This is a genomic window from Nocardia asteroides (assembly GCF_021183625.1).
Taxonomy (GTDB): domain Bacteria; phylum Actinomycetota; class Actinomycetes; order Mycobacteriales; family Mycobacteriaceae; genus Nocardia; species Nocardia asteroides_A.
In genome coordinates this window covers 4,034,727-4,061,104 of record NZ_CP089214.1, presented here as the reverse complement: position 1 = coordinate 4,061,104, position 26,378 = coordinate 4,034,727, and the positions used below count along the sequence as shown (strand labels likewise).

The 26,378-nt window shown below is 69.8% G+C and carries 23 protein-coding genes; 6 read left to right on the top strand and 17 right to left on the bottom strand.

Features of this window, described 5'->3' with window-relative positions:
* Nucleotides 1–71: 71 nt before the first annotated feature.
* From fadD32 to LTT61_RS19180, 14 genes are all read right to left on the bottom strand, one after another.
* Nucleotides 72–1,985, bottom strand: a complete 1,914-nt coding sequence (fadD32, locus tag LTT61_RS19245; RefSeq protein ID WP_233015480.1) for a long-chain-fatty-acid--AMP ligase FadD32 — start codon at nt 1,983–1,985, stop codon at nt 72–74.
* A gap of 192 nt (nt 1,986–2,177) precedes the next feature.
* A complete protein-coding gene (locus LTT61_RS19240; protein ID WP_233015479.1) occupies nt 2,178–3,221 on the bottom strand; it encodes an LLM class F420-dependent oxidoreductase in 1,044 nt (347 codons plus the stop codon).
* Between the two features lie 128 nt (nt 3,222–3,349).
* Entirely contained in the window at nt 3,350–4,333 is a 984-nt protein-coding gene (locus LTT61_RS19235) for a cutinase family protein (RefSeq protein ID WP_233015478.1), read from the bottom strand.
* Entirely contained in the window at nt 4,330–4,860 is a 531-nt protein-coding gene (locus LTT61_RS19230; RefSeq protein ID WP_233015477.1) for a DUF732 domain-containing protein, read from the bottom strand. The genes LTT61_RS19235 and LTT61_RS19230 overlap by 4 nt, the downstream gene beginning before the upstream one ends.
* A gap of 72 nt (nt 4,861–4,932) precedes the next feature.
* Nucleotides 4,933–6,816 carry an alpha/beta hydrolase-fold protein gene (locus tag LTT61_RS19225; protein ID WP_420094666.1) on the bottom strand — a complete coding sequence of 628 codons (1,884 nt, stop codon included), beginning with the start codon at nt 6,814–6,816 and terminating at the stop codon, nt 4,933–4,935.
* A gap of 172 nt (nt 6,817–6,988) precedes the next feature.
* On the bottom strand, nt 6,989–7,999 hold the full coding sequence (locus LTT61_RS19220; RefSeq protein ID WP_233015476.1) for an alpha/beta hydrolase: 1,011 nt from the start codon (nt 7,997–7,999) through the stop codon (nt 6,989–6,991).
* 451 nt (nt 8,000–8,450) lie between these two features.
* Nucleotides 8,451–9,509, bottom strand: a complete 1,059-nt coding sequence (locus tag LTT61_RS19215; protein WP_269821762.1) for an alpha/beta hydrolase — start codon at nt 9,507–9,509, stop codon at nt 8,451–8,453.
* 310 nt (nt 9,510–9,819) lie between these two features.
* Nucleotides 9,820–10,863 (bottom strand): alpha/beta hydrolase, encoded by a 1,044-nt coding sequence (locus LTT61_RS19210; protein ID WP_233015475.1) that lies wholly within the window; start codon nt 10,861–10,863, stop codon nt 9,820–9,822.
* Nucleotides 10,864–11,068: 205 nt separating this feature from the next.
* A complete protein-coding gene (gene zomB, locus LTT61_RS19205) occupies nt 11,069–13,000 on the bottom strand; it encodes a flagellar motor control protein ZomB (protein WP_269821761.1) in 1,932 nt (643 codons plus the stop codon).
* A 7-nt stretch (nt 13,001–13,007) separates the two neighbouring features.
* Nucleotides 13,008–13,934: a decaprenyl-phosphate phosphoribosyltransferase gene (locus LTT61_RS19200; protein ID WP_233015474.1), complete on the bottom strand. Its 927-nt coding sequence runs from the start codon at nt 13,932–13,934 to the stop codon at nt 13,008–13,010.
* Nucleotides 13,935–13,950: 16 nt separating this feature from the next.
* Complete coding sequence (locus tag LTT61_RS19195) at nt 13,951–14,475, bottom strand: phosphatase PAP2 family protein (RefSeq protein WP_233015473.1); 525 nt, start codon at nt 14,473–14,475, stop codon at nt 13,951–13,953.
* Nucleotides 14,476–14,579: 104 nt separating this feature from the next.
* On the bottom strand, nt 14,580–16,508 hold the full coding sequence (locus LTT61_RS19190) for a glycosyltransferase (protein ID WP_233015472.1): 1,929 nt from the start codon (nt 16,506–16,508) through the stop codon (nt 14,580–14,582).
* A complete protein-coding gene (glf, locus tag LTT61_RS19185; RefSeq protein WP_233015471.1) occupies nt 16,509–17,729 on the bottom strand; it encodes a UDP-galactopyranose mutase in 1,221 nt (406 codons plus the stop codon).
* A 76-nt stretch (nt 17,730–17,805) separates the two neighbouring features.
* Entirely contained in the window at nt 17,806–18,516 is a 711-nt protein-coding gene (locus LTT61_RS19180; RefSeq protein WP_233015470.1) for an SDR family NAD(P)-dependent oxidoreductase, read from the bottom strand.
* Nucleotides 18,517–18,613: 97 nt separating this feature from the next.
* On the opposite strand from LTT61_RS19180, the gene LTT61_RS19175 reads away from it, so the two are divergent.
* Together LTT61_RS19175 and cutA are read left to right on the top strand one after the other, a co-directional pair.
* The gene (locus LTT61_RS19175; RefSeq protein ID WP_233015469.1) at nt 18,614–19,258 is read left to right on the top strand and encodes a TetR/AcrR family transcriptional regulator; all 645 of its coding nucleotides are present in this window, start codon (nt 18,614–18,616) and stop codon (nt 19,256–19,258) included.
* Nucleotides 19,259–19,402: 144 nt separating this feature from the next.
* Complete coding sequence (cutA, locus tag LTT61_RS19170) at nt 19,403–19,735, top strand: divalent-cation tolerance protein CutA (RefSeq protein ID WP_233015468.1); 333 nt, start codon at nt 19,403–19,405, stop codon at nt 19,733–19,735.
* Between the two features lie 341 nt (nt 19,736–20,076).
* On the opposite strand, the gene LTT61_RS19165 is transcribed toward cutA, so the two are convergent.
* The gene (locus LTT61_RS19165; RefSeq protein WP_233015467.1) at nt 20,077–20,928 is read right to left on the bottom strand and encodes a hypothetical protein; all 852 of its coding nucleotides are present in this window, start codon (nt 20,926–20,928) and stop codon (nt 20,077–20,079) included.
* Between the two features lie 765 nt (nt 20,929–21,693).
* On the opposite strand from LTT61_RS19165, the gene LTT61_RS19160 reads away from it, so the two are divergent.
* The 3 genes from LTT61_RS19160 to LTT61_RS32975 all read left to right on the top strand — a co-directional run bounded on the left by LTT61_RS19160 (nt 21,694) and on the right by LTT61_RS32975 (nt 22,569).
* A complete protein-coding gene (locus tag LTT61_RS19160) occupies nt 21,694–21,837 on the top strand; it encodes a hypothetical protein (RefSeq protein WP_233015466.1) in 144 nt (47 codons plus the stop codon).
* A gap of 80 nt (nt 21,838–21,917) precedes the next feature.
* Complete coding sequence (locus LTT61_RS19155) at nt 21,918–22,223, top strand: Mur ligase domain-containing protein (protein WP_420094665.1); 306 nt, start codon at nt 21,918–21,920, stop codon at nt 22,221–22,223.
* Nucleotides 22,224–22,242: 19 nt separating this feature from the next.
* Nucleotides 22,243–22,569 (top strand): hypothetical protein, encoded by a 327-nt coding sequence (locus LTT61_RS32975; RefSeq protein ID WP_420094664.1) that lies wholly within the window; start codon nt 22,243–22,245, stop codon nt 22,567–22,569.
* On the opposite strand, the gene LTT61_RS19150 is transcribed toward LTT61_RS32975, so the two are convergent.
* Nucleotides 22,506–22,943 carry a hypothetical protein gene (locus tag LTT61_RS19150; RefSeq protein ID WP_233015465.1) on the bottom strand — a complete coding sequence of 146 codons (438 nt, stop codon included), beginning with the start codon at nt 22,941–22,943 and terminating at the stop codon, nt 22,506–22,508. The two genes, LTT61_RS32975 and LTT61_RS19150, sit on opposite strands and share 64 nt — an antisense overlap.
* Nucleotides 22,944–23,019: 76 nt before the next feature.
* On the bottom strand, nt 23,020–24,249 hold the full coding sequence (locus LTT61_RS19145; protein WP_233015464.1) for a SpoIID/LytB domain-containing protein: 1,230 nt from the start codon (nt 24,247–24,249) through the stop codon (nt 23,020–23,022).
* Between the two features lie 251 nt (nt 24,250–24,500).
* Between LTT61_RS19145 and LTT61_RS19140 the strand changes: the two genes are divergently transcribed.
* The gene (locus tag LTT61_RS19140) at nt 24,501–26,369 is read left to right on the top strand and encodes an N-acetylmuramoyl-L-alanine amidase (protein WP_420094663.1); all 1,869 of its coding nucleotides are present in this window, start codon (nt 24,501–24,503) and stop codon (nt 26,367–26,369) included.
* The last annotated feature ends 9 nt before the right edge of the window (nt 26,370–26,378 follow it).

The following is a 26,378-nucleotide window of genomic DNA, read 5'->3' as shown; positions in this document are numbered from 1 at the left end:
TCGAGCAGTGCACCGAGGCTCCGGCATACGGGGACGATTCCCGGCGCCGCTCGGGCGCCGGGAATCCGTGCTCACTCTTCGTCTGGCGCGTCGGGGAAGGCCTGCTGGGTGTAGCCACCCCGCAGCGTTCCCTCCAGGTAGGCGGCCTTGCAGGCGCGCCGCGCGATCTTGCCGCTCGAGGTGCGCGGGATCGATCCCGCAGGCACGAGCAGGACATCGCGCACGGTGACGCCGTGCCGCTGCGCGACCGCCGCGCGCACCGCGTCGGCGATCGGCTGCGGATCGGCCTTGCCCGCGCCGGGACCGCGCTCGCCGACGATCACCAGCTGCTCGGAGCCGTCGTCGGCGTCGAACTTCAGCCCGGAGGAGTTCTGTTCGAAGACCACGGCGGGCAGCTGGTTCGCCGGCACCGAGAAGGCGGCGACGAAGCCGGGGCGCAGCTGGGTGCTCGCCTCCTGCGCCGAGTGCTCCAGATCCTGCGGGTAGTGGTTGCGGCCGTCCACGATCACCAGGTCCTTGACCCGGCCGGTGATGTAGAGCTCGCCGTCGAAGTAGACGCCGTAGTCGCCGGTGCGCATCCAGTCGGCGTCCTTCTCGGTGCCGTCGGCCCTGCTGTCACCCGGCTGCCGCTCGCCGACCCGGTTGCGGAAGGTCTTGGTCGTCTCCTCCTCGCGACCCCAGTACCCGATGCCCATGTTCTCGCCGTGCAGCCAGATCTCGCCGACCCGGCCGTCCGGCAGCTCGGTGCCGACACCGCTCTCCACGGTGTCCGGGTCCACGATCACGGCCCACTGCGAGCGCGCGACGTAGCCGCAGCTCACCTGGGCGATGGCGTTCTCGTTGGCGGGCTCGACGCGGACCATGCGGCCCGCGTTCAGCTCGGTGCGGTCGACGTAGCTGACCTTGGCCTCGTCCTCGTGCTTGGTGGCCGAGACGAAGAGCGTGGCCTCGGCCATGCCGTAGCAGGGCTTGATCGCCGTCTTCGGCAGGCCGTAGGGCGCGAACGCCTCGTTGAACTTCTTCATCGAGGAGGTGGTCACCGGCTCGCTGCCGTTGATCAGCCCGATCACGTTGGAGAGGTCGAGCGTTTCGCCGCTCTTCGGCAGGCCGCGGGCGGCGGCGTGCTCGAAGGCGAAGTTCGGGGCGGCGGCGAAGGTGCCCGCCCCGTCCGAGACCGCGGCCAGCTCCTTGATCCAGCGGTACGGGCGCCGGACGAACGCGCTCGGCGACATGATGGTGATGAACTTGCCGCCCACCGCGGGCAGGATCACCGTCAGCAGCCCCATGTCGTGGAAGAGCGGCAGCCAGGTGACGCCGCGCGAGCTCATGTCGAGCTTCAGCGCGTCCACCATCTGCAGCACATTGGTGCCGACCGCGCGGTGCGTGATCTCCACGCCCGCCGGGGTCCGGGTGGAGCCGGAGGTGTACTGCAGGTACGCGATGTCGTCGATGTCCAGTTCCGGCCGCACCCAGCTGTCGCCGACGCTGTCCGGGATCGCGTCGACCGCGATGATCCGGGGCCGCTGGGCGGCGGGCAGCGACCGGAAGAACTGGCGCACGCCCGCGGCCGACGAACTCGCGGTGAGGATCGCCGACGGCTTGCAGTCCCCGAGCACGGCGTGCAGCCGGTCGGTGTGACCCGGCTCGTCCGGGTCGAACAGCGGCACCGAGATGTTCCCCGCGAAGATCGCGGCGAAGAAGGAGATCACGTAATCCAGCCCCTGCGGGGCCAGGATCGCCACCCGGTCGCCCGGGTTGGTCACCTGCTGGAGTCGGCCGGCCACCGCGCGCAACCGGACGCCGAACTCACGCCACGTCAGCTCGAGTGCCTCACCGTCTCGCTCGCGCGAGTAGTCGATGTAGCGGTACGCGAGCGTGTTCGCGTCGTTCCGCGTGTGCTTCTCGACGTGGTCGACCAGGGTGTGATCCAGGGGAATACGGATGTTCCCGGTCTCGTCCAGGTACTCGTCGAAAGTCGTTTCCATTCCTTCTTCTCCTCCGAGGCACAAACAGCCCGACGGCGAGATGCCGTTGATACCTGTGAGGCCCCGACTCGCTTTCGCCCGGCGGGCACTCCGTGTCCGAGCACCGGCGTGGCAGATTTCGTCGCGGTCTGCGCGGTGACCGCTAAAGGCTAGATGTACTCAAACCAGAGTCATGTTACAGAGAAGACCGGATCACTCTTCCCGCAGCAGCGGAATCACCGGTGCGAAGGCATCCATCTGGGTGGGGAAGATGCCGACGTAGGACAGGGCGGTGAGCTTCCTGACCCGGCGAATCTGCTCCGCGATCTCCTCGAACGTGCCGATGGCGACGTACGGGGAGTTCAGGATGTCCGCCACCGAGAGCTTGGTGTCCACCTCGAGGTCGGGGTGCAGCCCCCGCTCGATGGCGGACAGCGCCATCTCGGCGGTCTTCTCCCGATCGTCGGTGATGACGATGGCGGTGATGGCCCAGTTCAGCTCGATGTCGCCGAACCGGTCACCGGCCGCCTCCCGGATGAGCTCGACCTTCTCGATGGTCTTCTCCAGGGTGATCCCGGAGAGCAGACCCTTGCCGTTCTTGGTGGTGACCGGAACGACCGAGACGATGTCGGCGTGCTTGGCGGCCAGGCGGAGCATCTTCGGTCCACCGCCGCCGGTGCAGATCGGCGGGCGCGGACCCTGCCGCGGTCGCGGCGTGCCCTTGATGCCCTTGACCTGGTAATACTTGCCCTCGAAGGTGCACTCCCTTCCGCGCAGCAGCACGTCGAGGATGGTGAGCGCCTCGTCGAGCTTCGCCAGCCGCACGCCGGGAGAGTCGTACTCCAGCCCCGCGGCCAGGAATTCGTCCTGCTTCCAGCCGGCCCCGAGCCCGACCTCGAGCCTGCCCTTGGAGAGCACGTCGATGGTGGCCAGGTCCTTGGCCAGCACGACCGGGTGGCGGAAACCGTTGGCCAGCACCGAGGTGCCGAGCCGGATGCGCTCGGTGGCCTGGCTCAGCGCGCCGAGCGCGGCGATCGGGCCGATCTGGTCACCGAGGTGGTCCGGCACGACGAAGGTGTCGTAGCCGTACTCCTCGGCCTGCTGCGCGGTCTGCACGAACTTGCGCGCGCCGCCCTCCTGCTTGTTGCCCTCGCCCGCGGCCGCGAACCGGAATTTCCGCAGCGGCGTGCCCAGCGCGGTCAGCTCGGCTTCCGCGGCACGGGGCTCGGCGGTGGCCGGTGCTCCGGCTTGTGTCATGAACTCATGCTCCTCTGGGGCCAGGTGCGATCACCAGCGCACTTTACAGCGTCCCGCAAGCCCCGAGAACGGCTGCGGCCACACCGCTGGCCCGCACGCGAACGAGCACGGCGTGCTGCTGTGAGACCTCACGAATGGGGTGGTCGCGGAGCTCCGTCGATGAGCCCCGCCGCCCAGTTCACGGTCCACCCGGTGGCGGTGGTCCCGGAACCGTCGACGACGTACCCGTTGTAGAGGCTGTGTACCGGATTGCCGACGGCCCTGGTCAGCGTGAGCACGCTGCCCATGATGTTCACCGGGCTCAGCGCGTCGCGCGGGGCGTCGCAGATGAGGTCGCCGGGCGAGCACATGGTGTAGACGCGGCCCGCCAGTTCACCGAATCCGCCTTCCCGCGGGCCGGTCATGGTGATTCCGGGCACGTTCAGCCCCTTCAACGCCACCTCGGCGCCGACGCCGGGCGGCTCGGCGCCGATCGTGATGGCCGCGCCCTCGGTGTCGGGGGCCCGCCTGCCGTCCGCGATCAGCGTCACGCCGAGCACCAGCTTCGCCGGGACCGGGCCGTCGCCCGCGCCGATCTGCGCGGCGATGTCGCCCGCGATCACCGCGCCCTGGGAGAACCCGGCGATCACGTAGGAGGTGAGCGGGCAGCGCTCGTGCACCGAGGTGAGCAGGTCGATCGCGCGCGTCGTGCCCTCGGAGCGGCTGTTGTTGTAGGACTGCTGGCCGTCCGGCGGGAGCGCGATGGGGTTCGAGAACTGCGCGACGTACGGGACGGTGTAGACGTCGACCCGCTCGGCCGGGAACCGCTCCGCGATCGGGCCGGAGACGTTGATCATGAGCGACACCGGGTTCGCCGTCGGGTTGTGCGGGTCGTCGTTGCTGTTCGACTCCCAGGTGCCCGGGATCGAGAGGAACTGCACATCCGGGCAGTCCGCGGGCTGCGAAGCGGGCGGCTCCGGCGGGGTCGGCCCGGGGCCGGGCACCTTCAGCCGGCCGGCGAGCAGGTACCAGAGCAGCAGCGCCGCGATGACGATCAGCGCGACGACGAGCAGGAACACCAGGCACCCCGCCGGCCTGGACCGGCGGGGCGACGAACCGCGGCGTGCGCTCACGAGCAGTAGGTCTGCTTGGCGGTGTCGAGGTAGATCTTCCCGGCCTGCTCGACCGGCATCTTGGCCGGATCGAAGGACGGGTCGGAGCCTGCCATCGCGGAGACGAAGGTCATCAAATCCTGATCCGAGGCGCCTGCCGCGCTGCCCTGGCAGACGTAGGCGCCGATGCTGAGCGCGATGTCCGGGGTGGACGGGGTGATGCCCTTGGCGGCCAGCGAGTCGAGGAACTTCTTGTCCTTGTCGCCGAGCGTCGCGGTGTTCGCGGGCGGGACGGCATCGGTCGGCACCGGCTCGGGGCGCTCCGGGGATTCCGCGGCGGGCGGGGCCGAGACCTCGGCCGAGGGCGTCGCGCCCTGGTCCGGTGCCGGGGCGGCGGAGGTGGGCGCCTTGGTGGCCGCCGACGTGGTGGTGCCGGTCAGGGACGGGGTGCTCGACGCCGTCGAGTCGTTGTCACCGCAGGCCGCGAGCAAGCCGGTGGCGGCGAGCGCCACGGCGACGCCCATCACCTTTCCACGGGTCCGATGCATGAATTCTTGTCCTCTGGTCGGCGTTCGGGGGTCGGTCGCCCACCAGGCTAGCGGGCCGCGCCCGGACGCCGTTCAGATGCCGTGGATCTCGGGCCTCCCATCGCGCAGCGTGACGAAGCCGGCCTGGAAGTTCTGCTGGACCCCGCCGGGCACCGGGAACTCGTCGCTGATCGGGTAGCCGAGCCTGCCGTTCTCGTACCCCGCGTCCCGCCAGGCGTCCATGATCGGGCCGTTGCGTACGGCCCAGGCGCCGGAGAGCGGGCTCCAGTACAGGTTGCCGCCCTCGAACCGGGCGTACCTGCCGAGATCCTTCGCGGGCTGCTCCCCGTCGACGGGCAGCCCGACCGGGCTGTTCTCGAAGCCGAGCTGCGCGTACTTGCCGAGGATCAGCCCCTGCACCCGGTGCGGGCCGGTCGCCGCGCTGTAGTAGAAGGCCCCGTTCTCGAAGCTCTGCACCACTCCGTCCCGGCTCGGCAGCCGCACCTCCGGCCCGGCCGGGTAGCCCGCGGGGCCGCGCTCGAAGCCCTGCTCGCTCCAGGCGCCGAGGATGGCGCCGCGCACCACCTGGGCGCCGGTCTCCCGCGTCCAGTACAGCGAACCGTTCTGGAAGCTCTGGAACCGGCCGCGGCCGTCGATGAGCAGCTGCTCGTCGCCGGTGGGCAGCCCGAGCGGCTGCGGCCCGGCCGCGGCCGCCATGTACCCGCCCGCCAGCGCGCCGGCCACCGGGTGCGCCCCGGTGTCGGCGGCGAAGAGGACCCGGCCGGAGCGGAAGTCCTGCGCGACCCCGCCCGGCACCGGGTACTCGCCGGTCAGGCAGTCGCCGAGCCAGGGGTTGACCGCGGCCACCGGCTGGATCGCGCCGCCGGGCGCGCAGCCGGGCTTGTCGGCCTCGACCCCGACCGCGCCCGCCACCTGCGGCCAGGACTGCCGCATCTCGAAGTCCCAGTACGGCCAGGAGTGCGTGCCGGAGGCCCGGTAGTTGGCCTGCACCGGGATGTTCAGCCTGCCGAGCTTGTCGACGAAGTTCTGTGTGGTGAGCCGGGAGAGGATCTCCAGCCCGGTGCCCGCGTAGTTGGTGCTGATGCCGGGGATGGTGGAGACCAGGTCGTGCGGGCCGACGGCGCCGCTGCCACTGGAGACGTAGAGGCTGACCCCGCGCAGCTGCTCGGCGAGCAGGTACGGGTCGTGCTCCTGCCATCCGGGGTCGTTCGGCGGCCCCCACATGGCGTTGGAATCGAAGCCGCCCGCGTCCCGCATGGCGAACTGGATCGCCTGCGGCATGCCGAGCGTGGTGGTGGTCAGGAAGCCGGAGTAGGAGGCGGCGAACTTCGCGAAGCCGGGGTTGCGGCCGGTGAGGAACATGGCCGCGGTGCCGCCCATGGAGAGCCCGGCGATGGCGCGCGCGTTCGTCGCTCGCCACTGCTGCTCCAGGATCGGCGGCAGCTCCCTGGTCAGGAAGGTCTCCCACTGGTAGTTGTGCCCGTTGTCCGGGCGCACCCAGTCGGCGTAGAAGCTGGACTGGCCGCCGACCGGCAGCACGACGGTGACGTTCTTGTCGGCGTAGAAGCTCTCCGCGCCCGCGTCCTTGGTCCAGCCGGACTCGCTGTCGGTGGCGCGCAGCCCGTCCAGCATGAAGAGGACGGGGAAGGTGGCGTCCGGGCGGGCGTTCCAGTCCCTGGCCAGCAGCAGCTGCACCTGGGTCGGCGCGCCCATGGACGGCGAGTCGATCCACAGCGCGACCCGCCGGTCGTCCAGCCAGACCACCTTGCTCACCGCGGCCGCGCCCGCCGCGGCGGCGGGCTGGGCCGTGCTCACCGGGGTGGCGGCGGGGAGCAGCGTCAGCGCCGCGACGGCGGCAGCTGCCAGCAGGCGGATACCCTGCGGTCGCGCGCCAGTTGCCAGAGAGCGCGCACGCTCCCATTTTCGTCCCCTGGCGCCCCCAACTTTCCCTGCCACCCATCGTTTGTACCCCTCATACAGGGCTTTTCCCGGGACGACGCGCCAGCCGCAGACCGATGCTCAAGATTTGCCAGCATTATGCGGAGAGATCGCAGACTCCGTGAACGGCAGCGGCGCCGCCGCTTCCCGGAGGAAGCTGACGGCGCCGCGGCGTCGAACGGGGGTGGTGTCACCAACCGCCGGTGGCATCGAGGATGCCCTGGCGGGAGTTGAAGAGCTCGCCCTCCCAGTACTTCCACGAGTGCGTGCCCGCGGCCGGGAAGTTGAACGCGGCCGGGATCTTCAGCGAGCTCAGGCGGACCTGGAACGCGCGGGTGTTCACCAGCGAGAGCGCCTCGAGCGCCATCGCGTTACCGGTGTTGAAGACGCCGACCGCCGAGTTCGGGCGATCGAACTGACCCGGCAGGCCGGAGGCGGCCGAGATGTACATCGGCAGCCCCTTCAGCTGCGGCGCGAAGACGAAGGGGTCCATGCGCAGCCAAGCCGGGCTCCACGGGGCCGCCATCGAGTCGACGTTGAAGCGGCCCGCGTCCAGCATGGCGACGCGGATGGCCTCGCGCATGCCCGGCGCCGAGATGTTCAGGTAGCCGGAGTAGGACGCGGCGTACTTGAACTGATCCCGGTGGTAGGCGGCCAGCGCGAGGGCGGCGCTGCCACCCATGGAGAGCCCGGCGACCGCGTTGTTGGTCTTGGAGACGCCGTAACCCGCCAGGAAGTCCGGCAGCTCCTTGGTCAGGAAGGATTCCCACTTGTAGGTGGTCTTCTGACCGTTGGTGTTGCTCGGCGCGTACCAGTCGGTGTAGAAGCTCGACTGCCCGCCGACCGGCATGATCAGGCTGATGTTGTCGTTCTTGAACTGCTCCAGCGCATTGGTCTCGAACGACCAGGCGTTGCGGTCGTCCCGCGCCCGGAGGCCGTCGAGCAGGTAGAGCGCCGCGTTACCGCCGCGAGCCGCCCACTGCACCTGCACCTTGATCGGGCCCATCCCGGACGGGACCATGAGGTCCTCGACCCCGCCCGCCGGCGCCCGAAGCGCCGGGGCGGGAGCCGCCACGGCGGCGGTCGGGGCCGCAATGCCGGCGGCGACCGGCAGTGCTAGCGCCGCAGCGCCAACAGCCAGAATTCGCGCACGCCATCCCGTTTTGATCTTCTTCGGCGCGGCCGCCCTGCCGAAACGCATGAATTCTGCTCTCTTCCTGCTGTCGTGGCACGGCTCCCCGCCCCGGGCGGGGACCGCACCAGTGTTGCCTACGAGACGCGTGGCCCCGCGGGACCGGATCCCGACCACCGGCCCTGCGGAGCGCACTACAACGATCTGGTCACACTCGCGCTCGCTGGACGATATTCGACCTCGGAATCCTTCGCAAGATGGCGAGGTCGTTTACCCACCGGTTGGCGCTGTGATCGTGCGGAGACCATATCGCGTTCTCCGGTTGATGTCGTCGCTTGGTTCCGATTCGTTTCCGTTATCCACAAGAACGGCCACGCCACAGCGAATTTCGCGGTTATCCGGGGGCGGATGCGGGGGTTTCACTGTGACGAACCCCGCATGTTTCCGAATTCCGGGACGGCGGAAAAAGACGGACCGCCCGGCACCGTGATCGGTGCCGGGCGGTCCGGGAGCGGCGGTGTCAGCCGATATTCGCGGAGAGGTCGGGCAGCATTCGCTTCGCCTCCTCCGTCCAGTTCACCCAGTTGTGCACGCCGAACGTGGGGAACGAGTAGGTCGCGTTCCCGCCGCCGAGCGTCGCCATCCGTACCTGGAAGGCCCTGGTGTTGGCGAGCGCGAGCGCCTCCAGCCCCATCGCGTTCAGGGTGTTGAAGCTGGGGCCGTCGACCGCGGTCGGCAGGCCGCTACCGGCGGCGATGTAGAGCCGGGTGCCGTTGCGGACCAGCTGCGGCGCGAAGACGAAGGGGTCCATGCGCAGCCACTGCGGGCCCCACGGCGGCGCCATGGCGTCGACGTTGTAGCCGCCCGCGTCCAGCATGGCGACCCGGATGGCCTCGCGCATGCCTGGCGCCGAGATGTTCAGGTAGCCGGAGTACGAGCCGGCGAAGCTGAACTGGTCGGGGTGGTAGGCCGCGAGGGTGAGCGCGGCGCTGCCGCCCATGGAGAGCCCGAAGACGCCGTTGCGGGTCGAGCGGAAACCGAGCCGATCGCGCAGCGCGTTGCGCAGGTCGTTGGTGAGGAAGGTTTCCCACTGGTAGCGGTAGCTCTTGCCCGGCCCGGCCGCGAAGGCGTTCAGCGCGCCGGAGCCGGAGCTGGAACCGGTGCCGGCCGGAATGCCGACGAAGGTGCTCGGCGCATTCCAGTCGGCGTAGAAGCTGGACATGCCGCCGACCGGCATCACGACGTTGATGTTCGCGCCCGCCAGCATCTCCGCGACGGGGGTCTCGATTTCCCAGCCGTTCAGATTCTCGGGTGCGCGCATTCCGTCGAGCAGGTAGGCGACGCGGTTGGTGTTGCCGTCGGCCGCGCGCAGCACGCGCGACTTGATCGGGCCCATCCCGGAGTCGACCCAGAAGTCGAAGGCAGCCGGGTTGAACGCCGCCTGAGCAGGCGCGGCGGTATCGGTGACCGCGATCCCCATGGGTGCGAGCAGGGCCACTGCCAGCGCCACGCTCCACCGTCCGAGCCGGGAGCCGCGCGCTCCCGCACCGGCCCCACGTTTCCATCGCGCACTTCGCATTCGTCGAAACCTTTCGCTCTGGCGACCGGTTGGCAAATCGAAAGCTATCGAAACCGGCCCCTCATCGGGCACCGGGACACGTCATTGTCTCGCATAACGGACATGTGCGACCTCGGCGCAAGCTCCCGCTGTCTCCATCGGAAGCGCATGCCTCCATGTTGCTGGATAGTGATCCGAGCCACAACCGACGCACCCTGGCGCTACCGATTCGTTGCCGACCGTCCCGCGGACGCCCTCGGGACACAATCGCCGACGGTACCCGGCCGGGCGCGGCCGTGCCTACCCGGCTCTATCTGGGGCAGCGCCGCGATCACCCGATGCCCGCGGCGAGGTCGGGCAGCATCCGGCCCACTTCGGACTCCCAATTGCGCCAGGTGTGCACCCCGACGTTCGCGAAGTCGTAGGTGACGTTGGTGACCCCGACCGAATCCAGCCTGCCCTGGAACGCCCTGGTGTTCGCGGCCGCCAGGTTCTCCAGCGCGATCGCGTTCAGGGTGTCGAAATCGGCGCCGTCGGCGGGGACCGGACGGCCGTCGGCGGCCGCGATCCAGAGCCGGGTGCCATTCTCCCGCAACAGCGGAGCGAACGAAAAGGGATCCAGCCGCTGCCACAGCGCGCTGGCCGCCGGAGCCATGGATTCGATGTTGTAGCCGCCCGCGTCGACCATGGCGAGCCGGATGGCCTCGCGCATGCCGGGGGCATTGACGTTCAGCATGCCGCTGTAGGCGGCGGCGTAGGAGTAGCGCTCCGGGTGGAACGCCGCCAGCGCCAGTGCCGCGCTCGCGCCCATGGAGAGCCCGATGACGCCGTTGCGCGCGGTGGCGAAGCCGTAGCGGTCGCGCAGCGCCTCGGGCAGCGCGCCGGTGAGAAATGTCTCCCACTGGTAGCGGTAGCTCTTCCCCGGGCCCGGGTCGATCGCCTGCAACCCGCCGGAGCCGGTGGCCGACCCGGCCGAGCCGCTCCCCGGCGGCAGCCCGGCCAGCGAGCTCGGCGCGGCCCAGTCGGCGTAGAAGCTGGATTGCCCGCCGATCGGGAGCACGACGTTGATGTTCGCCGCGGCGAGCTGCCTCGGCACCTCGGTGTGCAGCTCCCAGCCGCTCAGGTCCTCCCTGGCGCGCATGCCGTCGAGGGCGTAGACGACCCGGTCGGTGTTGCCGTCGGCCGCGCGGAAGATCCGCGACTTGATCGGGCCCATCGGGGAGTCGACCCAGACGTCGATCCCGGCCGGGTCGTATGCCGCCGAGGCAGGCGCCGCCGTGCCGAGCGCGGTGCCGACCGGCAGCACCACCGCCAACGCCAGCAGTGCGATCCGGATCCGGGAACCCGCTCGCCTTCGGATGTTCACGCCTCGCATCTGATCAGGGGCCTTCCTCGTCACACGAAAAATCGCACCGAGCCTAACGGCGCAGCGCGGAGCGCCCGTTATCGAAATGTGATAGAGATTCGGCGGCCGGATTGTGCCCGATCACGACCGGTTCGGCGCGCCTCGGTACAACGCGCCGGAGACAGCGACGCCGCCCGGTCGAGACCGGGCGGCGACTGTCGGAAAAGGTCAAGAATCAGCGCGGCGGCTGCGGGAAGGGGTCGACCAGGCCGCAGCGCTCGATCTCGTACCTCGGCACCCGCTCGATCCGGTACGCCGCGAAATTCAGCGCGTTGCGCAGGTTGTGCTTGAACCGGTCGAGGGTGAGCGGGTCGCGGTGCGCCAGCATGAGCGCGTAGGTGTCCGGGCAGGACAGGGCGACCCGGGCCTGGCTCACCCACTTCTCGTCCAGGTACCAGGGCATCCACGGCTTCTTGTCCACCATGCCCGCGTCGACGACCACCCAGTCCGGGTAGAGGCTCTTGTCGTGCCCGATGCGGCCGTCGGCCAGCCGGTCGGTGTGCGCGGCGAGCGGGTAGGCCAGCCCCATCGGGTCGACCACCTTGACATCCAGCGGGACGTTCATGCTGGTCATGCCGAGGTTCAGGAAGAAGACGGTGTGCCCGGCTCCGCCTTCGGGGATGGGCTGCGGGGGCGGGGCGATGTACCAGAACATGAAGGACGGCGAGTTCAGCAGCAGCCCGCCTTCGGGGGTGTTGGCGATGCCGTCGACCATGGCCCGCATGCGCGGGTAGTCCAGGTAGTCCTCGGCCAGGATCGGGTGGTCGCGCCCGGTGTTGAGCACGTAGTACACCCGCTCGTCCACGATGCCGGACGAGCTGATCTTGGTGCCGGTGGTGATGGCGGTGGTGCCCGCGGCGAACAGCGCCCAGCCGACGACGGCCAGCCAGAGCGCCGGGACCAGCAGGTAGCGCACGTCGCGCAGGGAGAACGGCCGGAAGGCGCCGCGCGGCACCCAGACCGGAAGCACCGCGATCGGCAGCAGGAAGAGGAAGAGCTGCGGCAGCAGCATGCGGCCGTGCATGAAGTCGCCGCCGACCCGCAGCGCGTAGACCGTCAGCAGCAGCGCGCCGCCGAGCACCAGCGTGACGACCGCGCTCGGCGAGCGCAGCCAGCACCGGAACCGGGTGCCGAGGTGCGGCCGCTGCGCCTGCTCCCGCTCGCCGCGCGCGGTGGACTCGCTCGCCAGCCGCAGCGCGCCGAGCCCGGCGAGCAGCAGCAGGAGCAGCGGCAGCCAGAGCCAGTACGGCCCGACCAGGTCCCAGAGGTAGGTGAAGCCCTGGCTCCACTTGGCGCCGCCCGCGTCCTTGGCGACCGCGGTGTTCGGGTAGGGCAGGCCGTAGTAGCCCATCCGCCAGATCTGGTAGCCGAGCGGGAGCAGCCCCGCCACGGCGACGATCAGCAGCCGGAGCAGCACCGGGCGCCCGGTCGGCAGCGGCGCGAGGAAGATCATGCCGAGCGCGGCGGCGCCGAGCACCGCCATCTCGGGGCGGATCAGCGGGGCCAGCCCGGCCAGGAACACCAGCCCGAGCAGCGCGGGCACCCGGACCCGCTCGGCCTTGGCCCAGCCGATCATGGCCCACCAGAGCAGCCCGAGCCAGAAGATCACCAGCCCGCTCTCCAGGCCGGAGGTCACGTAGTCGCGGGCGGGTGGCACCGCGATGTAGACCAGCACGCCCGCCGGCAGCAGGAAGGCGGCGCGCGGGCCGCCCCAGAGCCGGGCGGTGCCGAGCATGGCGAAGACGACGGCGCCCAGCGAGAGCGTCAGCGCGAGCGCGAGCGCCACGTACTCCAGCCGCGCGCCGGTGATCCAGCTGAAGAACCAGACCAGGTAGGTCCACGCGGTGCTGGTGTTGGCCTCGACGCGCTCGCCCGCGTTGAAGACCGGGCCGTTGCCCGCCAGCAGGTTGCGGACGGTGCGCAGCACGATCAGGCCGTCGTCGGCGATCCAGCGGCGCTGCCAGCCGCCGATCGCGAAGAGCGCGACGGTCACCGCGATCCCGCCGACGAAGAGGGCACGCGAGAGCCGGGTGTACCGCGGCGCGGAGCGGGCCGAGTCCTCGGCCCGCTCGCGCTCCGCTTCGGTACTCCCGGCCCCCTCGGCCACTCTCTCGTCAGGCGAGATAGACAGCGACACCTACCGCTCCGATCCAGGCGATGGCGAGGAACTGCAACACGCGGTCCCCCAGCGCGATCTCTTCGGGCTCACCGGCCTCGCCACCGTCGACGTCGACCGCGTAACGCAGGATTGCGATGGTAAACGGGATCATGGAGATCGCGAACCAGTTCGTGTCGTTCGCGTCACCCTGCTCGAAGGCCCAGAGGCCGTAGAACACCACGACGGCCGTCGCCGCCAGGGTCCAGATGAACCGCAGGTAGGTCGGCGTGTAGTACTCCAGCGACTTGCGGATCTTGGCGCCGGTGCCGAGCGCGATCTGTAGCTCCGCGTACCGCTTGCCCGCCGCCATGAACAGCGAGCCGAACGCCATGATCAGCAGGAACCACTGGGAGAGCGGGATGTTCGCCGCCGCGCCGCCCGCCACCGCGCGCAGCAGGAAGCCGGAGGAGACGATGCAGATGTCGAGCACGGCCTGGTGCTTGAGCCCGAAGCAGTAGGCCAGCTGGATGCCGATGTAGACCGCCATCACCACGGCCAGCTGCCACGCGGCCAGGAAGGAGATCGCGATCGAGGCGATCAGCAGCACCACCGAGAGCGCGTAGGCCAGGTTCACCGGGACGACGCCCGCGGCGATCGGCCGGAACCGCTTGGTCGGGTGCGCCCGGTCGGCCTCGACGTCAAGCGCGTCGTTCACCAGGTAGATGCCGGAGGCCGCGAGGCAGAACACCGCGAAGGCGATGGCGACGTGGATGAGCACGTCGATGTCGGTCGCCGACCCCGCCGCCAGCGGCGCCGCCAGGACCAGGACGTTCTTCACCCACTGGCGCGGGCGCATGGTCTTGATCAGGCCACCGGCGAGCGTCTTCGGCGGACCCTTGGTCACGCCTTCCGCGAGATCGGTGCCCGTCGGCTCTTCGCTCATCTCGGCCCCGGCTTCATCACTTTGAATCACTGCTCTTTCTCGTGCGGTCGCTGTCGAGTCTCTTCTCGACGGCGAGCAGGGCGGCGGCGGACGCGGCGCCCAGCGCGGACCCGGCGAGCACGTCGGAGGGGTAGTGCACCCCGAGGACGACTCGCGAGAGCACCATCGGGGGGACCAGCACCGCAGGCAAGGGTAGCCCGGTCAGTTTTCCGAGCAACACCGCAGCCGCCGCGGTGGAGGTCGCGTGCGAGGAGGGGAAACTCAGCTTGCTCGGCGTGCTCACGTTGATCCGGACGGCCGGGTCGTGCGGGCGGGGCCTGCGGACGACCCGCTTGATCACGATCGACGCCGCGTGCGCGCCGACCGCGCCGACCGCGACTCCGGCCCACTGCCTGCGCCGGGGCCTGTCCACCAGCCAGCCGGCCGCGGCGATGCCGACCCAGCCAAGCGCGTGCTCGCCGAAGTGCGACATGCCGCGCGCGGCGGAGATCACGGCGGGGTTGCCGCCGATCGCCGACTGCACCGCGGTGATGATCGCCACTTCCGGATTCGGCGAGCCTGCCTGCGCCGGCCCGGCGGGCTCCGCGGAGCCTCCCCGGTTCGCCGGATCACCGGACAGCGTCCGACCGGCCGGATTCAGGGCGCTCACCCGACCTCGCTGGTCTCGACGGTGGGCACGGTGCTCGGGGCATCGCCGATCCCGAAGATCTGCTCCCAGGCGGCGGTGCTGGTGAGCCGCGGGTGCGCGGCCCGGTAGCGCTGCCGCATCTCCGGGAAGCGGGCGAGCAGCTCCCTGCGCAACCGCATGGCCTCCTTGAACAGCCCGAGCGCCTGGCGCGGGTCGCGCTTGCGGTAGACGACGCCGCGCCCGTCCGCGGTGGTGACGGTGACGCCGTCCACCTGGGAGAGCAGGAACCAGCGGGCGTCCAGCGTCGGGACGTTCAGCTGCGGGGTCTCGTGGTGCTCGGTACGCGCCGGGCGGGTGCTGTGCACCAGCCCGCGCGCCAGCCGGACCACCTTGGCGAGCGGGTTGGCCGGCTCGCCGACCGCGCCGACGTCGGCGTGGCTGGCCAGCGGCAGCGCCGTCGAGGAGGGGAGGACCACCGCGTCCGGGTAGCTCCTGCGCATGGCGTGCACCGCGCCGAGCGCGCTCGGCAGCAGCTCGAAGAGCTTGTCCGGCCCGGCGAGGAAGTCGCGGATCGCCTGGTTCTGGATGGCGACGGTGGAGTACTCCAGGCAGAGCAGGTGCTTGAGCGTCGCCTTGACCGTGTTCGCCACCAGGGCGCGGGCGTTGCCGGGCAGGTACAGCGAGGCGACGACGAGCCGGTTGCGCAGGTGGAAGTAGGCCTGCCAGTCGATGGCGTCGTCCTTGTCGCTCCAGGCCATGTGCCACACCGCCGCGCCGGGCAGCGTGACCGTGGGGTAGCCGGCGGCCCGGGCGCGCAGCCCGTACTCGGCGTCGTCCCACTTCAGGAAGAGCGGGAGCGGCTGGCCGATCTCCTCGGCGACCTGCCGCGGGATGACGCAGGTCCACCAGCCGTTGAAGTCGACGTCGATGCGCCGGTGCAGCAGCTTGGAGTTGTCCCGGTCGCGCAGCGGGTACTTCGCGAAGTCGTGGTCGTACTCGACGTTCTGCGCCGCGGTCCACATGAAGACGCCGCGGTCGATGACCTCGCCCATGACGTGCAGGTGCGAGCGCTCCTGCAGGTTCAGCATGTGCCCGCCGGTCAGCACCGGCGACTTGGCGAAGCGGCTGAAGGCCAGCGCGCGCAGGATGGAGTCCGGCTCGATCTCGATGTCGTCGTCCATGTAGACGATGAACTCGGCGTCGGTGGTCTTCAGCGCCTCGTACATCACCCGGCTGTAGCCGCCGGAGCCGCCGAGGTTGGGCTGGTCGTGGATGGCGAGCCGGTCGCCGAGCACGGCGGCGGCCGCGGCGAAGCCCGGCTCGTCCACCACCTTGCGGGTGCCCTGGTCCGGGATGATGATCGCGCGGGTGCGCTCCAGCACCAGCGGGTCGGAGCCGAGCGCCGCCAGCGTCTTCACCGCGTCGGTGGGGCGGTTGAAGGTGGGCATGCCGATGGCGATGGTGCCCTGGCCGGGCGGTTCGATCGGCGCGTACCAGCCGCCCGCGTGCAGCTCGACCGCGGTGTCGGTGGTGATGTCGAACCAGAGCCAGCCGCCGTCCTCGAACGGGCCGAGGTCGGCCTCGAAGGTGACCGCAACCGGCTCGCCGCCGGAGAACTCCTCGCCGTGCACGTGGATGCGCGAGCCGTCGGCCTTCGAGCGGTAGAGGTCGACCCGGCCGTGGCCGGTGAGCTCCAGTTTCAGCAGCACCGAGTCGAGCACGCTCCAGCGCCGCCAGTAGCTGGCGGGCAGCGCGTTGAAGTAGGTGCAGAAGGACACCTCGGACTCGGCGCCGACCGCGAGCGAGGTGCGGGTGGTCGCGTGCGCGCGGCGCGCGTTGGTGGCCGACTCCTCCAGGTAGAGGGTGCGGACGTCGAGCGGCTCACCGGGCCGCGGCAGGATGACGCGCGCAAGCAGCGCGTGTGAATCGTTGTGCAGCAGACTCATTCAGGACTCCTGGTCGTCGGCGAGCGGCGCGCCGTTCTCCAGGTGCGGGCGCAGCACGTTGTCGAACTTGCTCAGCGCGCTGCCGATCGCCATGTGCATATCGAGGTACTGGTAGGTGCCGAGGCGGCCGCCGAAGACCACCTTGGCCTCGGCGGTCTCCCGCTTCGCGCGGTCCCGGTAGGCCTTGACCTTGGCCCGGTCCTCCGGGGTGTTGATCGGGTAGTACGGCTCGTCACCGGTCTGCGCGAAGCGGGAGTACTCGCGCATGATGACGGTCTTGTCGGTGGGGTAATCGCGCTCCGGGTGGAAATGCCTCGGCTCGATGATCCGGGTGTAGGAGACGTCGCCGTCGTTGTAGTTCATTACCGAGGTGCCCTGAAAATCACCGGTCTCCAGCACCTCGGTCTCGAAATCGATGGTGCGCCAGCCCAGCTCGCCCTCGGCGAAGTCGAAGTAGCGGTCCAGCGGGCCGGTGTAGATCACCGGGGCGTCCGGGTTCTCGGCGCGGAGCTGCTCGCGCACGTCGAACCAGTCGGTGTCCAGCCGCACCTCGATGAGGTCGGAGGCGGCCATGTTCTCCAGCCACTTCGTGTACCCCTGCTTGGGGAGCCCCTCGTAGGTGTCGTTGAAGTAGCGGTTGTCGAAGGTGTAGCGCACCGGCAGCCGGGCGATATTGCCCGCGGGCAGCTCCCGCGGGTCGGTCTGCCACTGCTTGGCGGTGTAATCGCGGATGAACGCCTCGTAGAGCGGGCGCCCGATCAGCGAGATCGCCTTCTCCTCCAGGTTCTGCGCGGCGCCGGTCTCGATCTCCGCCGACTGCTCGGCGATGAGCTCGCGCGCCTCCTCGGGGGTGAAGTAGCGGCCGAAGAACTGCGAGATGAGCCCGAGGCCCATCGGGAACTGGTACGCCTGCCCCTTGTGCAGCGCGAAGACGCGGTGCTGGTAGCCGGTGAACTCGGTGAACTGCGTGACGTAATCCCACACCCGCTGGTTCGAGGTGTGGAAGAGGTGCGCACCGTACTTGTGGATCTCGATCCCGGTTTCCGGTTCCGGTTCCGAATAGGCGTTGCCGCCGATGTGCGGGCGGCGATCGAGCACGAGCACACGCTTACCGAGCAGGTTCGCGGTGCGTTCGGCGATGGTCAGCCCGTAGAAACCGGAGCCGACGACGATGAGATCGAAGGGGGCAGCTGCGTTACCGGGGGACGATGCGACGGTCACGGTGGCCCAGCGTATCGGACGCCATCCCGGGCTTTCGGCGCAGTCGAGACTCGCGCCGGAGCGCGGGTGGGTGCGATCAGGCCGGGAATCCGGCGTCGAGTTCGACGGTGTCCCGCTCGGTGTGCAGCCGCCAGCAGTGTTCGCCCAGCTCGGCTCCGCTGATCCGGGTGAGTTCCAGCCCCGGCGGGATCGCCTCCGGGTGCGCGTCGACGATCCGCTGGGCCGCGCTGCCCTCGATCAGCGAGCCGATATTGAGCAGCCCGACGTTCACCGGGGTTTCCCTGAGCTCCTGTTCCAGCTGCCGGATGTAGGCGCGCTGGGCGGCCAGGGCGATGCCGAAGTTGGCCAGGTAGGCGGCGGGGTGCCGCTCGGAGGCGCCGGAGGTGAAGAGCAGCGTCCCGCTGTCGCGGAAGCGCGGGATCAGGGTCCTGGCCAGGAGCATCGGGGAGTGGAGCTTGAGTGCGAGCGGGACGGCCAGGTCCGCGGTGGTGGTGGCGAGGGTGGAGGCGCTGCGTTCGGACATGTCCGCGGCGGCGGCGTGCAGGGCGACCTCGATCGGGCCGAGCTGCTGCTCGATCTCCTCGATCAGGGTGGGGAAGCGCTGTTCGTCGGTGATGTCGGCGGTGAAGGGGCGGGCTTCGATGCCGTTCGCTTCCAGCTCGCGGGCGTTGGTGGCGGCCCGCTCCGCGTCGCGGCCGATGACCGCCACCGGAAACCCCTCGCGGCCGAAGCGGTGGGCCACGCCGCGGCCGAGGCCGGGGCCGTATCCGAAAATCGCCAGCGTCATCGCGTCCTCCGGTTAAATTGAGCCGTGGTTCAACTTGTCCGACGCTACGCCAAGTTGAACCCATGCTCAACTTATCGGGGGTTCGTAGAATCGCGGGATGCCCACCGAGAAGCCGCTCCGCCGCGATGCCGTGCGCAATCGGGACGCCCTCGTGGTCGCCGCGCGCGCGGTCTTCGACGAGAAGGGGCTGGACGCGCCGCTCAAGGAGATCGCCGCGCGCGCCGGGGTCGCCATCGGCACGCTCTACAACCGCTTCCCCACCCGCGACGCCCTGATCGCCGCCGCGGTCGCGGACCGCATGGAGCTCGGGCTGGAGGTGGCGCGGGCGGCGGCCGAGGTCGCCGACCCGTGGGACTCCTTCGTCGCGCTGGTCGAAGGCGTCTGCCGGTTGCAGGCGCACGACCGGCTGCTCGGCGATCTCGCCGTGCGCGCCGCGCCGAGCTCGGAGATCGCCGCCGCCCGCGACGCCGGGCACGCCGTCATGCGCGCCATCGTCGAGCGCGCGCAGGAGGCGGGGGTGCTGCGCACCGACTGGACCCTCGAAGACCTGGCCTTCGTCATGTGGTCGCACACCCGCGTAGTCGCCGTCACCGCCGGCGTCGCCCCCGACGCCTGGCGCCGCAACCTCGGCCTCCTCCTCGACGGTCTGCGCGCAAGCGCCGCCCACCCCCTCCCCACTCCCCCCCTCACCCCGGGTCAGCTCGACGCGGCTCTGCTAGCCACCGGAAAGCTCACTCGGTGATCTCGGGCATCCGATCGAGCCGACTGGGCACCGATCACAATCGAGCTTGGACCAGGTCGCGGTCATCGGCCCCAGCCGTGGTGGTGGAGGCGGGCGCACGAAGCGGAACAGTGAACGGCACACGGCGAGCGATACTGTCGTCGCATGACAACGGCACGAGTTTGGTCGGTCACCACCACCACGCCGACGGAAGCCGAGGCGAAATCCCTCGCCCGCGCGCTGGTTGCGGAGAAGCTAGCGGCAAGCGCCGAAATCGCAGGTCCATCTACCTCGGTTTTCTGGCATCTCGGTGAACTCGGCGAAGGGCAGGAGTGGCGCGTCACTCTCCGCACTTCGGATCGCGTCCGCGACCGTTTGGCATCACAGGTTGCCGTATTGCATCAGTGGGAGAGCCCAGAAGTCACCGCCGTGCCGATCGACTGGTGTACCGACAGCTACGCCGCGTGGGTAGATCGCGTTACAGCGAACTCATCGTAGTGAGTCGGGTTGCCTGTGCGCGTTGCGCAAGGTCCACACCGTGCGGACTGTTGGTTGCCGCACAACGACGTGCCACCTCCCGCACTCTCGACAGGGGACGTACCGACGCGGCGCGGGTCGCGAGTGACAACGCCTGCTCACCGGCAGTGATCGCCCGATCGATGTCACCGGCGTCGAGGCAGGCATCGGCCAGCCACGTCAGATACAGCGACTTGTCCCGTGACCACGAATCCGGGTAGTTCTCCAGCGCTCTCGTGAGTGGTTCGATGGCGGCATCCGGGTCTCTCAGCACCGACCACACCCTCCCGGTCATGATGTCTATTTCGGCATGGTCGACCCAACTACACCAAGGCGGGGCCGAATCGTCGGCACTGTCGACTGCGTGGCGTGCGGTGTCGAGCGCGCGCAGCCTGGTCTCGGTTGCCGCTGACGGCGTAGGACCACGCCCGCCGCGAGTCGAGTAGCGCCATTCTCTTCCCTCGTGCGCCTGGACTTATTGCTGCACGCGCCAATTCGGCGGACCGAACGGATTCCGCCGCTCCGGTCACGTAAGATACATGCAGAAAAGAGTTCGCGACAAGATCCATACTGTCCACTTCTTCAGCCACTCGACGGCCATAATCGAAGAATCGAACAGCCATGTCCGCGCGCCCCGCATCGAACGCTGCCCATCCGGCTTGCTGGGCCTGCTCGGCGGCCAATATAGTTAATTCTCGGCGGAGTTTCAGGGTCTGATTCGAGCGGGTCAGAATCTGCTCCGTCCGGCTGAGCTCGGAGAAGTACAGGTGAAATGTGTCAGCCCCGCCCAAATAGCTGTCCAACTCCACCAATCGCGCGAACTTACTGCGCATCGCCGTCGCATCGGCAACTCCGACACGTCGAGGAGCGCTATCAGCGAGCTCGGATACTGCCGAGCCTGTGAGGGCAAGGAAATTCCTGCGTTTCGTGGCGTCACTCCTCTCGGATTCGCGTCGAGTTCGTTTGGCGAACAGGCCGAGTGCTGACTCCGACTCCGCACCCAACACTGCCACGAGAGCCAGCCGGGTGCTGCGCCTGGGCCAACTGATCTCACCACACTCGATCCTGCTGATGGCTTGCGCGTCGACCGGTGACGGTTTTCCGGTCACCCGCTCGATCTCGTCTCGGACCTGCGCGGCGAGTTCCGCCTGCGTCAGGCCCTTTGCCAGTCTCATCGACCGAATGTGCGTGTTCGTGACTGCTCCCCATGCAGAACCGACAGACCGTCGTTTGCCTACAGTTTTGCGCTGTTTTCCCGCTTCGGCAAGCGCGACGCTCAATGGTATGACCCGCCGCCGGGTTGACGACCAGAGTCCTCGGCGGCGGGTTCCACCAGGGGCGCAGGACGAGCAGAAAGGCGCTTGCAATGAGCAAGCATATCGAAACCAGCCGTGGCGACCGACGGCATCGCACTCGGCGATGTTGAGGCTGGTGGTCGGTAAGCAGCCGGTCAGCCTCATCCCATTTGGATTCGGTAGCTGCACCGGGACGGCGCACCTGTTCGCGGTGGTTCCCTTGCTCCTGGAGCACTACTTGAAGACCACTACGCAAGATCGGCGCGCGTATTGCCAGGCCTTTTAGCCGGACCAGGGGGAGAAATCTATGCTTTTGCCCACATGGGGCCCGATAGCGCGGACAATGCTACGGGCCAGGCGGCTCCCGTCGACGCACACCCTCGAAGCCGAAATTCTTGCCCTGCTCAGGCCCGGTGGGATGCTGACCGACGAACGACGGCGAGGCCTTCCAGAACCGGCGGGCAGAGTGGCAGATCGCGGTCGGGCAGCGCCGCGAGGTAGGGCAGGCCACGAGATGAGCAACTCCATTTCTGCCTCCGATGGGCAAGCCCTCGCCGGCACCGAACCGTCATGAACCACAGCCGTCACTCACCCCGCCCCGACGAACCCGACGTCCACCTCACTATCCACTTCACCAGTATGCGAATGGATTTCGTCGCATGCCTGACGGCCGCGCTGGTGTTCGTCTGCGAGGTGACCGCCAGCCGACGCGTCACCGTCACCGTCGATCTCAGCCACTGCGCGGGCCTCTCGCGGCTTCCAAACGAGCGGCTCTACCTCCAGCCCTGAAGATGGGGCACCGCATGTTCCCGGCCGACCCTCCTGTCCCGGACTCCTGGCGTAACGGAGAAATCGAAAGGTTGGAACCCATGATCCCCATGACCCTCGCCGAGATCGCGCACGCGGTCGGCGGTCGGCTCGACGCCGTCAACGACGACCGAGCGACCGTCACCGCAGCGACCGCGTTCGACTCCCGGCAGGTAGAGGCGGGCGGACTGTTCGCCGCGCTGAGCGGCAGCCGTGTCGACGGCCACGACTTCGCAGGTGCCGCGATAGCTGAGGGCGCAGTCGCGGTCCTGGCCTCCCGGCCGACCGGCAGCCCATCGATCATCGTTGATGACGTGGTGGCGGCCATGAGCTATCTCGCCGAGCCCGTGGCGTGTCATCCACGGTGACCCATCTCCAGCCAACACCATGGCCGCAGCCAGCGGAGGACACGTCGTGGACCTCGAACGCTGCTGCATCGGACCCCCGGAGTGGGATCAGGCCACCGTCGCCTTTCAGTCCGACACCCTCTCGGACTCACCCGCACGGTGGGAACAGTTCGCCGCTGCCTATGGCTCCGACGTCACCGACTGGGAGGGCTATCCGGTAGTCCGCGACGTCCGATCCTTCGAGCTGTGTCTGTTCGCGTCACGGCACGCCGCTGTTTCCGAACACGCCCGCCACCAGGCGGACTACCGGCTGGCCTGCCTACGTGGGCACCGGGGCCTGCGGCCATGGAAGTGGGTTGCGCCCTGAAAGGAAGACTCCCGAGCCTGAGTCTCACGAGGAGCCAGGCTGGTGGATAGGTCGAGGTCGGAATCGGCGGTGAGGACGGCGGCCAGTTCGGGGTCGGCCAGCACTTCGGCGGTGTGCCGCCAGCTCTGGATGACCTGCACGACCGGGGCCGGGTTGTGCAGCGAATCGGCCGCACGCATGGTCGTGACCAGCTCGAGCACGAACTCGAGCACCTCGTCGGTGGACAGGAACGCGACCCAGGGGAACACCTCGGGCAGCACGTCGGTGACCAGTTCACGGACGCCCGCATCCCGCTGCATGAGCGCGACGAACATCCGAGTGGTCACCGACGCCGCGGTCTGTTCCAGCTCGGCCCTGGCGGCCGTGGTGAGCACCAGGTCCTCCGCGTCCCTGCGGCGAACCAGCAGGGCCTGGCCCGGGTGCTTGTCGAACGGTGACGCGGCGTCGAGCTCAGGGGTTCTCGGGGATCATCGAGAGCAGGGTGTCGAAGTCGACCACCTGGGCGCCGAGGGTGTCGGTCGCGACGATCACGCCGTTGGCGAAGAGCTGGTAGGTGCCGGCGCCGAGGGGGAGGTCGAGTTCGGGGCCGACGGGGGTGCCGACGGCGCTGTGGGGGCCGCCGATCCGCTGGTACTCGACCTGGATGACGGTCGGACCCTCGGTGCCGGTGTCCACCCGCTGGTCCTGCGGGACCGGCTCGGGGCGCAGGTACGGGTTGGGGGGTAGGTCGGCGGGGAGCGGACCGATCTCGAAGGTGTCGATGTCGGCGGGCTCGCCGCCGTCGGGGGCGGCGGAGTACTCCGAGCGCAGCAGGTGGCCGTCGCGCAGCAGGACGGTTCCGGCGGTGGCGGCGACGGCGGCCGTGGTGCGCGGGTCCTCCCGCTCGGTGCCGGGGTACACCTGGCAGTCGGTGCTGTCGCAGGTCTGCGCGTAGTCGTAGCGCTGCTCGGCGAGCGCGTACGACCGCGCCGCGACGGCCTGCGCGCGCAGCGCCTCGCCCGCGCCCTTGTCCGCCCAGTTGGCCTGCATCTCGGTCGGGACGACGCCGAGCAGGTAGTCCTCGACGTCCACCTCGTTGACGGTGCGCGCCGAGCCCTCCTCCAGCGCGACGCCGAGCGCGCCGCGGTACCCGGTGCCGCCGCAGAGCTTCAGGTGCTCGGCGGGCGGCCGGTTCGGGCCCAGATCGATGGGGTAGACCCACGGGTCGTCGGTGGCGCCCTGCCAGACCACCTCGCCGTCGCAGCCGAGCGTGACCAGGACGTTCGCGCCGCCGTCCGGCAGCGGGGTGAGGTGCGCGACCTGCCCGGGCTCGAGGGCGCGGCCCGCCACGATGGCGCCTGCGTCGGCATAGGCGTCGAGCGAGGAGTCGTCCTGCGTCTGCAGCCGGACCCGGAGCAGGGTCGGACCGATTCGGCCGAGTTCGGCGCCCGGGTAGTAGTGCGCTAGGATCCGCTCGGCGTCCCAGCCGTCCTGCGCGCTCTCGAAGGCGCCGTGCTGGCTCAGGCCGCGGCCGTGGCCGTCGCCGGTGGTCGGGCGGTAGGGGGCGCCCGGCCAGGCGAAGGCGACCGCGAGCGCGCAGGCGGCGAGCGCGCCGCAGGCGAGCAGCAGCCGCCGCGGGGCTAGCGCCGGGTCCGGGGTTCGGCTGCCGCGCCGCCCCCGGCGCCGATGGATTCGCTGCACGACGAACTCCCTTCGAACGGCATGTCGTAGCTTCCGTACGAGCAAGACGGAGGCTACATTCGAGCAATCACCTCAACCTCGACCAGAGGTTTAGATATGTGACAATAGTGACTAGTGTGATAGCAGAACCGTCTGACACGCAAGCCCCCGAATCGCGCAGCTTGATCCACCGTTCCACCTGATTGGAGACGCTCGTGCCCTCTCGCAAACCGAAACGCTCCTACGTTCTCCCGGTTGTGGCGATCCTGGCGGTGGCAGCTCCCCTCGCGACGTTCACCCAGAGTGATTCCACCCGCTACGACGCAGCGAACGAGAGCGAGCTCGCCGCGATCCCCGCCCGGCTGGCCGAGGCGGCGCTCAGCGCCGTCCCCGACGTGATCCTCCCGCTGGACGAGCTGACCGGGCTCGACCTGCCCGATCTGCGGCTGTCCGACCTGCGCATGCTCCCGCTGCCGGAATCGGTCCCGGTCCCCCCCGGCATCCCGGCGCCGCCTGGGGTCGCGCTGCCCTCGCAGGTCCCGCTGCCGAGGCTGGGCAGCACCCGATTCATCGCCGACCCCGCCCGGCTGGAGCCGGGCACCACCCCGGCCACCCCCGCGCTCACCCCGGGCGCGCTGCCCGCCCAGTACGCGGACCTGGTCGGCGCCGGCGTCAAGCAGATCACCAGGGACCAGCCGTTCAGCATGGTCGCGCTGACCGCCGCCGACCTGGCAGGCACCGACGCCCTGGTCCGCGCCGCGGCGCCGGACGGCAGCTGGGGCCCGTGGTTCACCGCCGAGCCGGTGGATACCGGCGCCTCCGACCACAGCGCCCCGCCCCGGGTCGACGGCACCGAGCCGGTCTACGTCGGCAGCACCAACGCGGTGCAGGTGCTGGTCACCAGGGCGGCTGCGCCTGGCCCGTCGATCGCCCCGATCGCCGAGCAGGTCGACCCCGCGCACGGCGTCCCCGACCTCACCGCCGTGCTCATCGACCCGGGCCGCGCCGATATCGACGGCGAGCTGAGCGAGATCGCCGGCGCGCTGCCGGACGGCGGGCCGCGGGTGATCAGCCGGGCGCAGTGGGGCGCGGACGAGTCCATCCGCTGCCTGGAGCCCACCTACGACGATTCGCTCGGCGGCGTCACCGTGCACCACACGGCGGGCCGCAACGACTACACGAAGGCGGAGTCGGCAGGCATCGTGCGGGCGATCTACGCCTACCACGCGCAGACGCTGGACTGGTGCGACATCGGCTACAACGCCCTGGTCGACAAGTACGGGCAGATCTTCGAGGGCCGGTTCGGCGGGCTGGACCGGCCGGTGCAGGGCGCGCACGCGGGCGGGTTCAACGAGAACACCGCCGGGGTCGCGCTGATGGGCAACCACGAGGCGGAGGCGCCGACCAGCGTGGCGATCAACGCCGTCGGGCAGTACGTGGGCTGGCGCACCAGGATCGCCGGGCTCGACCCGTTGGGCGAGACCCTCATGTACTCCGAGGGCACCGAGTACACCCCGTACGCCGAGGGCGAGGAGGTCGCGCTGCCGATCGTCTTCGCGCACCGCGACGTCGGCAACACCACCTGCCCGGGCGACGCCGCCTACGCGCTGATGGACCGGATCCGCGACATCGCCGCGGGCGGGCCGGGGATGAGCGCGCCGCCCGGCGGTGGCAGTGCCGATCTCAACGCGCTCGCCACCCTGACCGGGCGGCTGCTGCAGCGGGTGAACGACAACATCATCGCCAGGTACTACGCGGAGAAGGGCGGGGCGGCGAGCCCGCTCGGCGACGCCGTCTCCGAGCCGCTGCCCGCGTCCCAGGGCCAGCAGTTCGCCCGCTTCACCAACGGCTACGTCTACACCGCGCCGAACGGCCGGGTGGTCGAGGTGCTCGGCGCGATCCTGGACCGGTTCCTGCAGCTCGGGGCCGACGCCGGGGTGCTCGGGCTGCCGCTGGCCAACTCCTACCCGGTGCCGGACGGGCTGCGCGCCGACTTCCAGCACGGGTCGCTGATCCTGAACCAGATCACCGGGATCGTGACCACGATCTGGAAGACCTACAACGACACGTACCAGGAAGAGATGCGGAAGAACCCGGCCGCCGCGCCGATCCCCGCGCCCGCCCCCGCTCCGGCGGGCTGAGAACCTGGC

Bases quoted from the DNA above. Each gene is read 5' to 3' on its own strand.
- fadD32 (WP_233015480.1), bottom strand. From the start codon at position 1,985: ATGGAAACGACTTTCGACGAGTACCTGGACGAGACCGGGAACATCCGT.
- LTT61_RS19240 (WP_233015479.1), bottom strand. From the start codon at position 3,221: ATGACACAAGCCGGAGCACCGGCCACCGCCGAGCCCCGTGCCGCGGAA.
- LTT61_RS19230 (WP_233015477.1), bottom strand. From the start codon at position 4,860: ATGCATCGGACCCGTGGAAAGGTGATGGGCGTCGCCGTGGCGCTCGCC.
- LTT61_RS19220 (WP_233015476.1), bottom strand. From the start codon at position 7,999: ATGCGTTTCGGCAGGGCGGCCGCGCCGAAGAAGATCAAAACGGGATGG.
- LTT61_RS19215 (WP_269821762.1), bottom strand. From the start codon at position 9,509: ATGCGAAGTGCGCGATGGAAACGTGGGGCCGGTGCGGGAGCGCGCGGC.
- LTT61_RS19210 (WP_233015475.1), bottom strand. From the start codon at position 10,863: ATGCGAGGCGTGAACATCCGAAGGCGAGCGGGTTCCCGGATCCGGATC.
- LTT61_RS19200 (WP_233015474.1), bottom strand. From the start codon at position 13,934: ATGAGCGAAGAGCCGACGGGCACCGATCTCGCGGAAGGCGTGACCAAG.
- LTT61_RS19190 (WP_233015472.1), bottom strand. From the start codon at position 16,508: ATGAGTCTGCTGCACAACGATTCACACGCGCTGCTTGCGCGCGTCATC.
- LTT61_RS19180 (WP_233015470.1), bottom strand. From the start codon at position 18,516: ATGACGCTGGCGATTTTCGGATACGGCCCCGGCCTCGGCCGCGGCGTG.
- LTT61_RS19175 (WP_233015469.1), top strand. From the start codon at position 18,614: ATGCCCACCGAGAAGCCGCTCCGCCGCGATGCCGTGCGCAATCGGGAC.
- cutA (WP_233015468.1), top strand. From the start codon at position 19,403: ATGACAACGGCACGAGTTTGGTCGGTCACCACCACCACGCCGACGGAA.
- LTT61_RS19165 (WP_233015467.1), bottom strand. From the start codon at position 20,928: ATGAGACTGGCAAAGGGCCTGACGCAGGCGGAACTCGCCGCGCAGGTC.
- LTT61_RS19160 (WP_233015466.1), top strand. From the start codon at position 21,694: ATGGATTTCGTCGCATGCCTGACGGCCGCGCTGGTGTTCGTCTGCGAG.
- LTT61_RS19155 (WP_420094665.1), top strand. From the start codon at position 21,918: ATGATCCCCATGACCCTCGCCGAGATCGCGCACGCGGTCGGCGGTCGG.
- LTT61_RS32975 (WP_420094664.1), top strand. From the start codon at position 22,243: ATGGCCGCAGCCAGCGGAGGACACGTCGTGGACCTCGAACGCTGCTGC.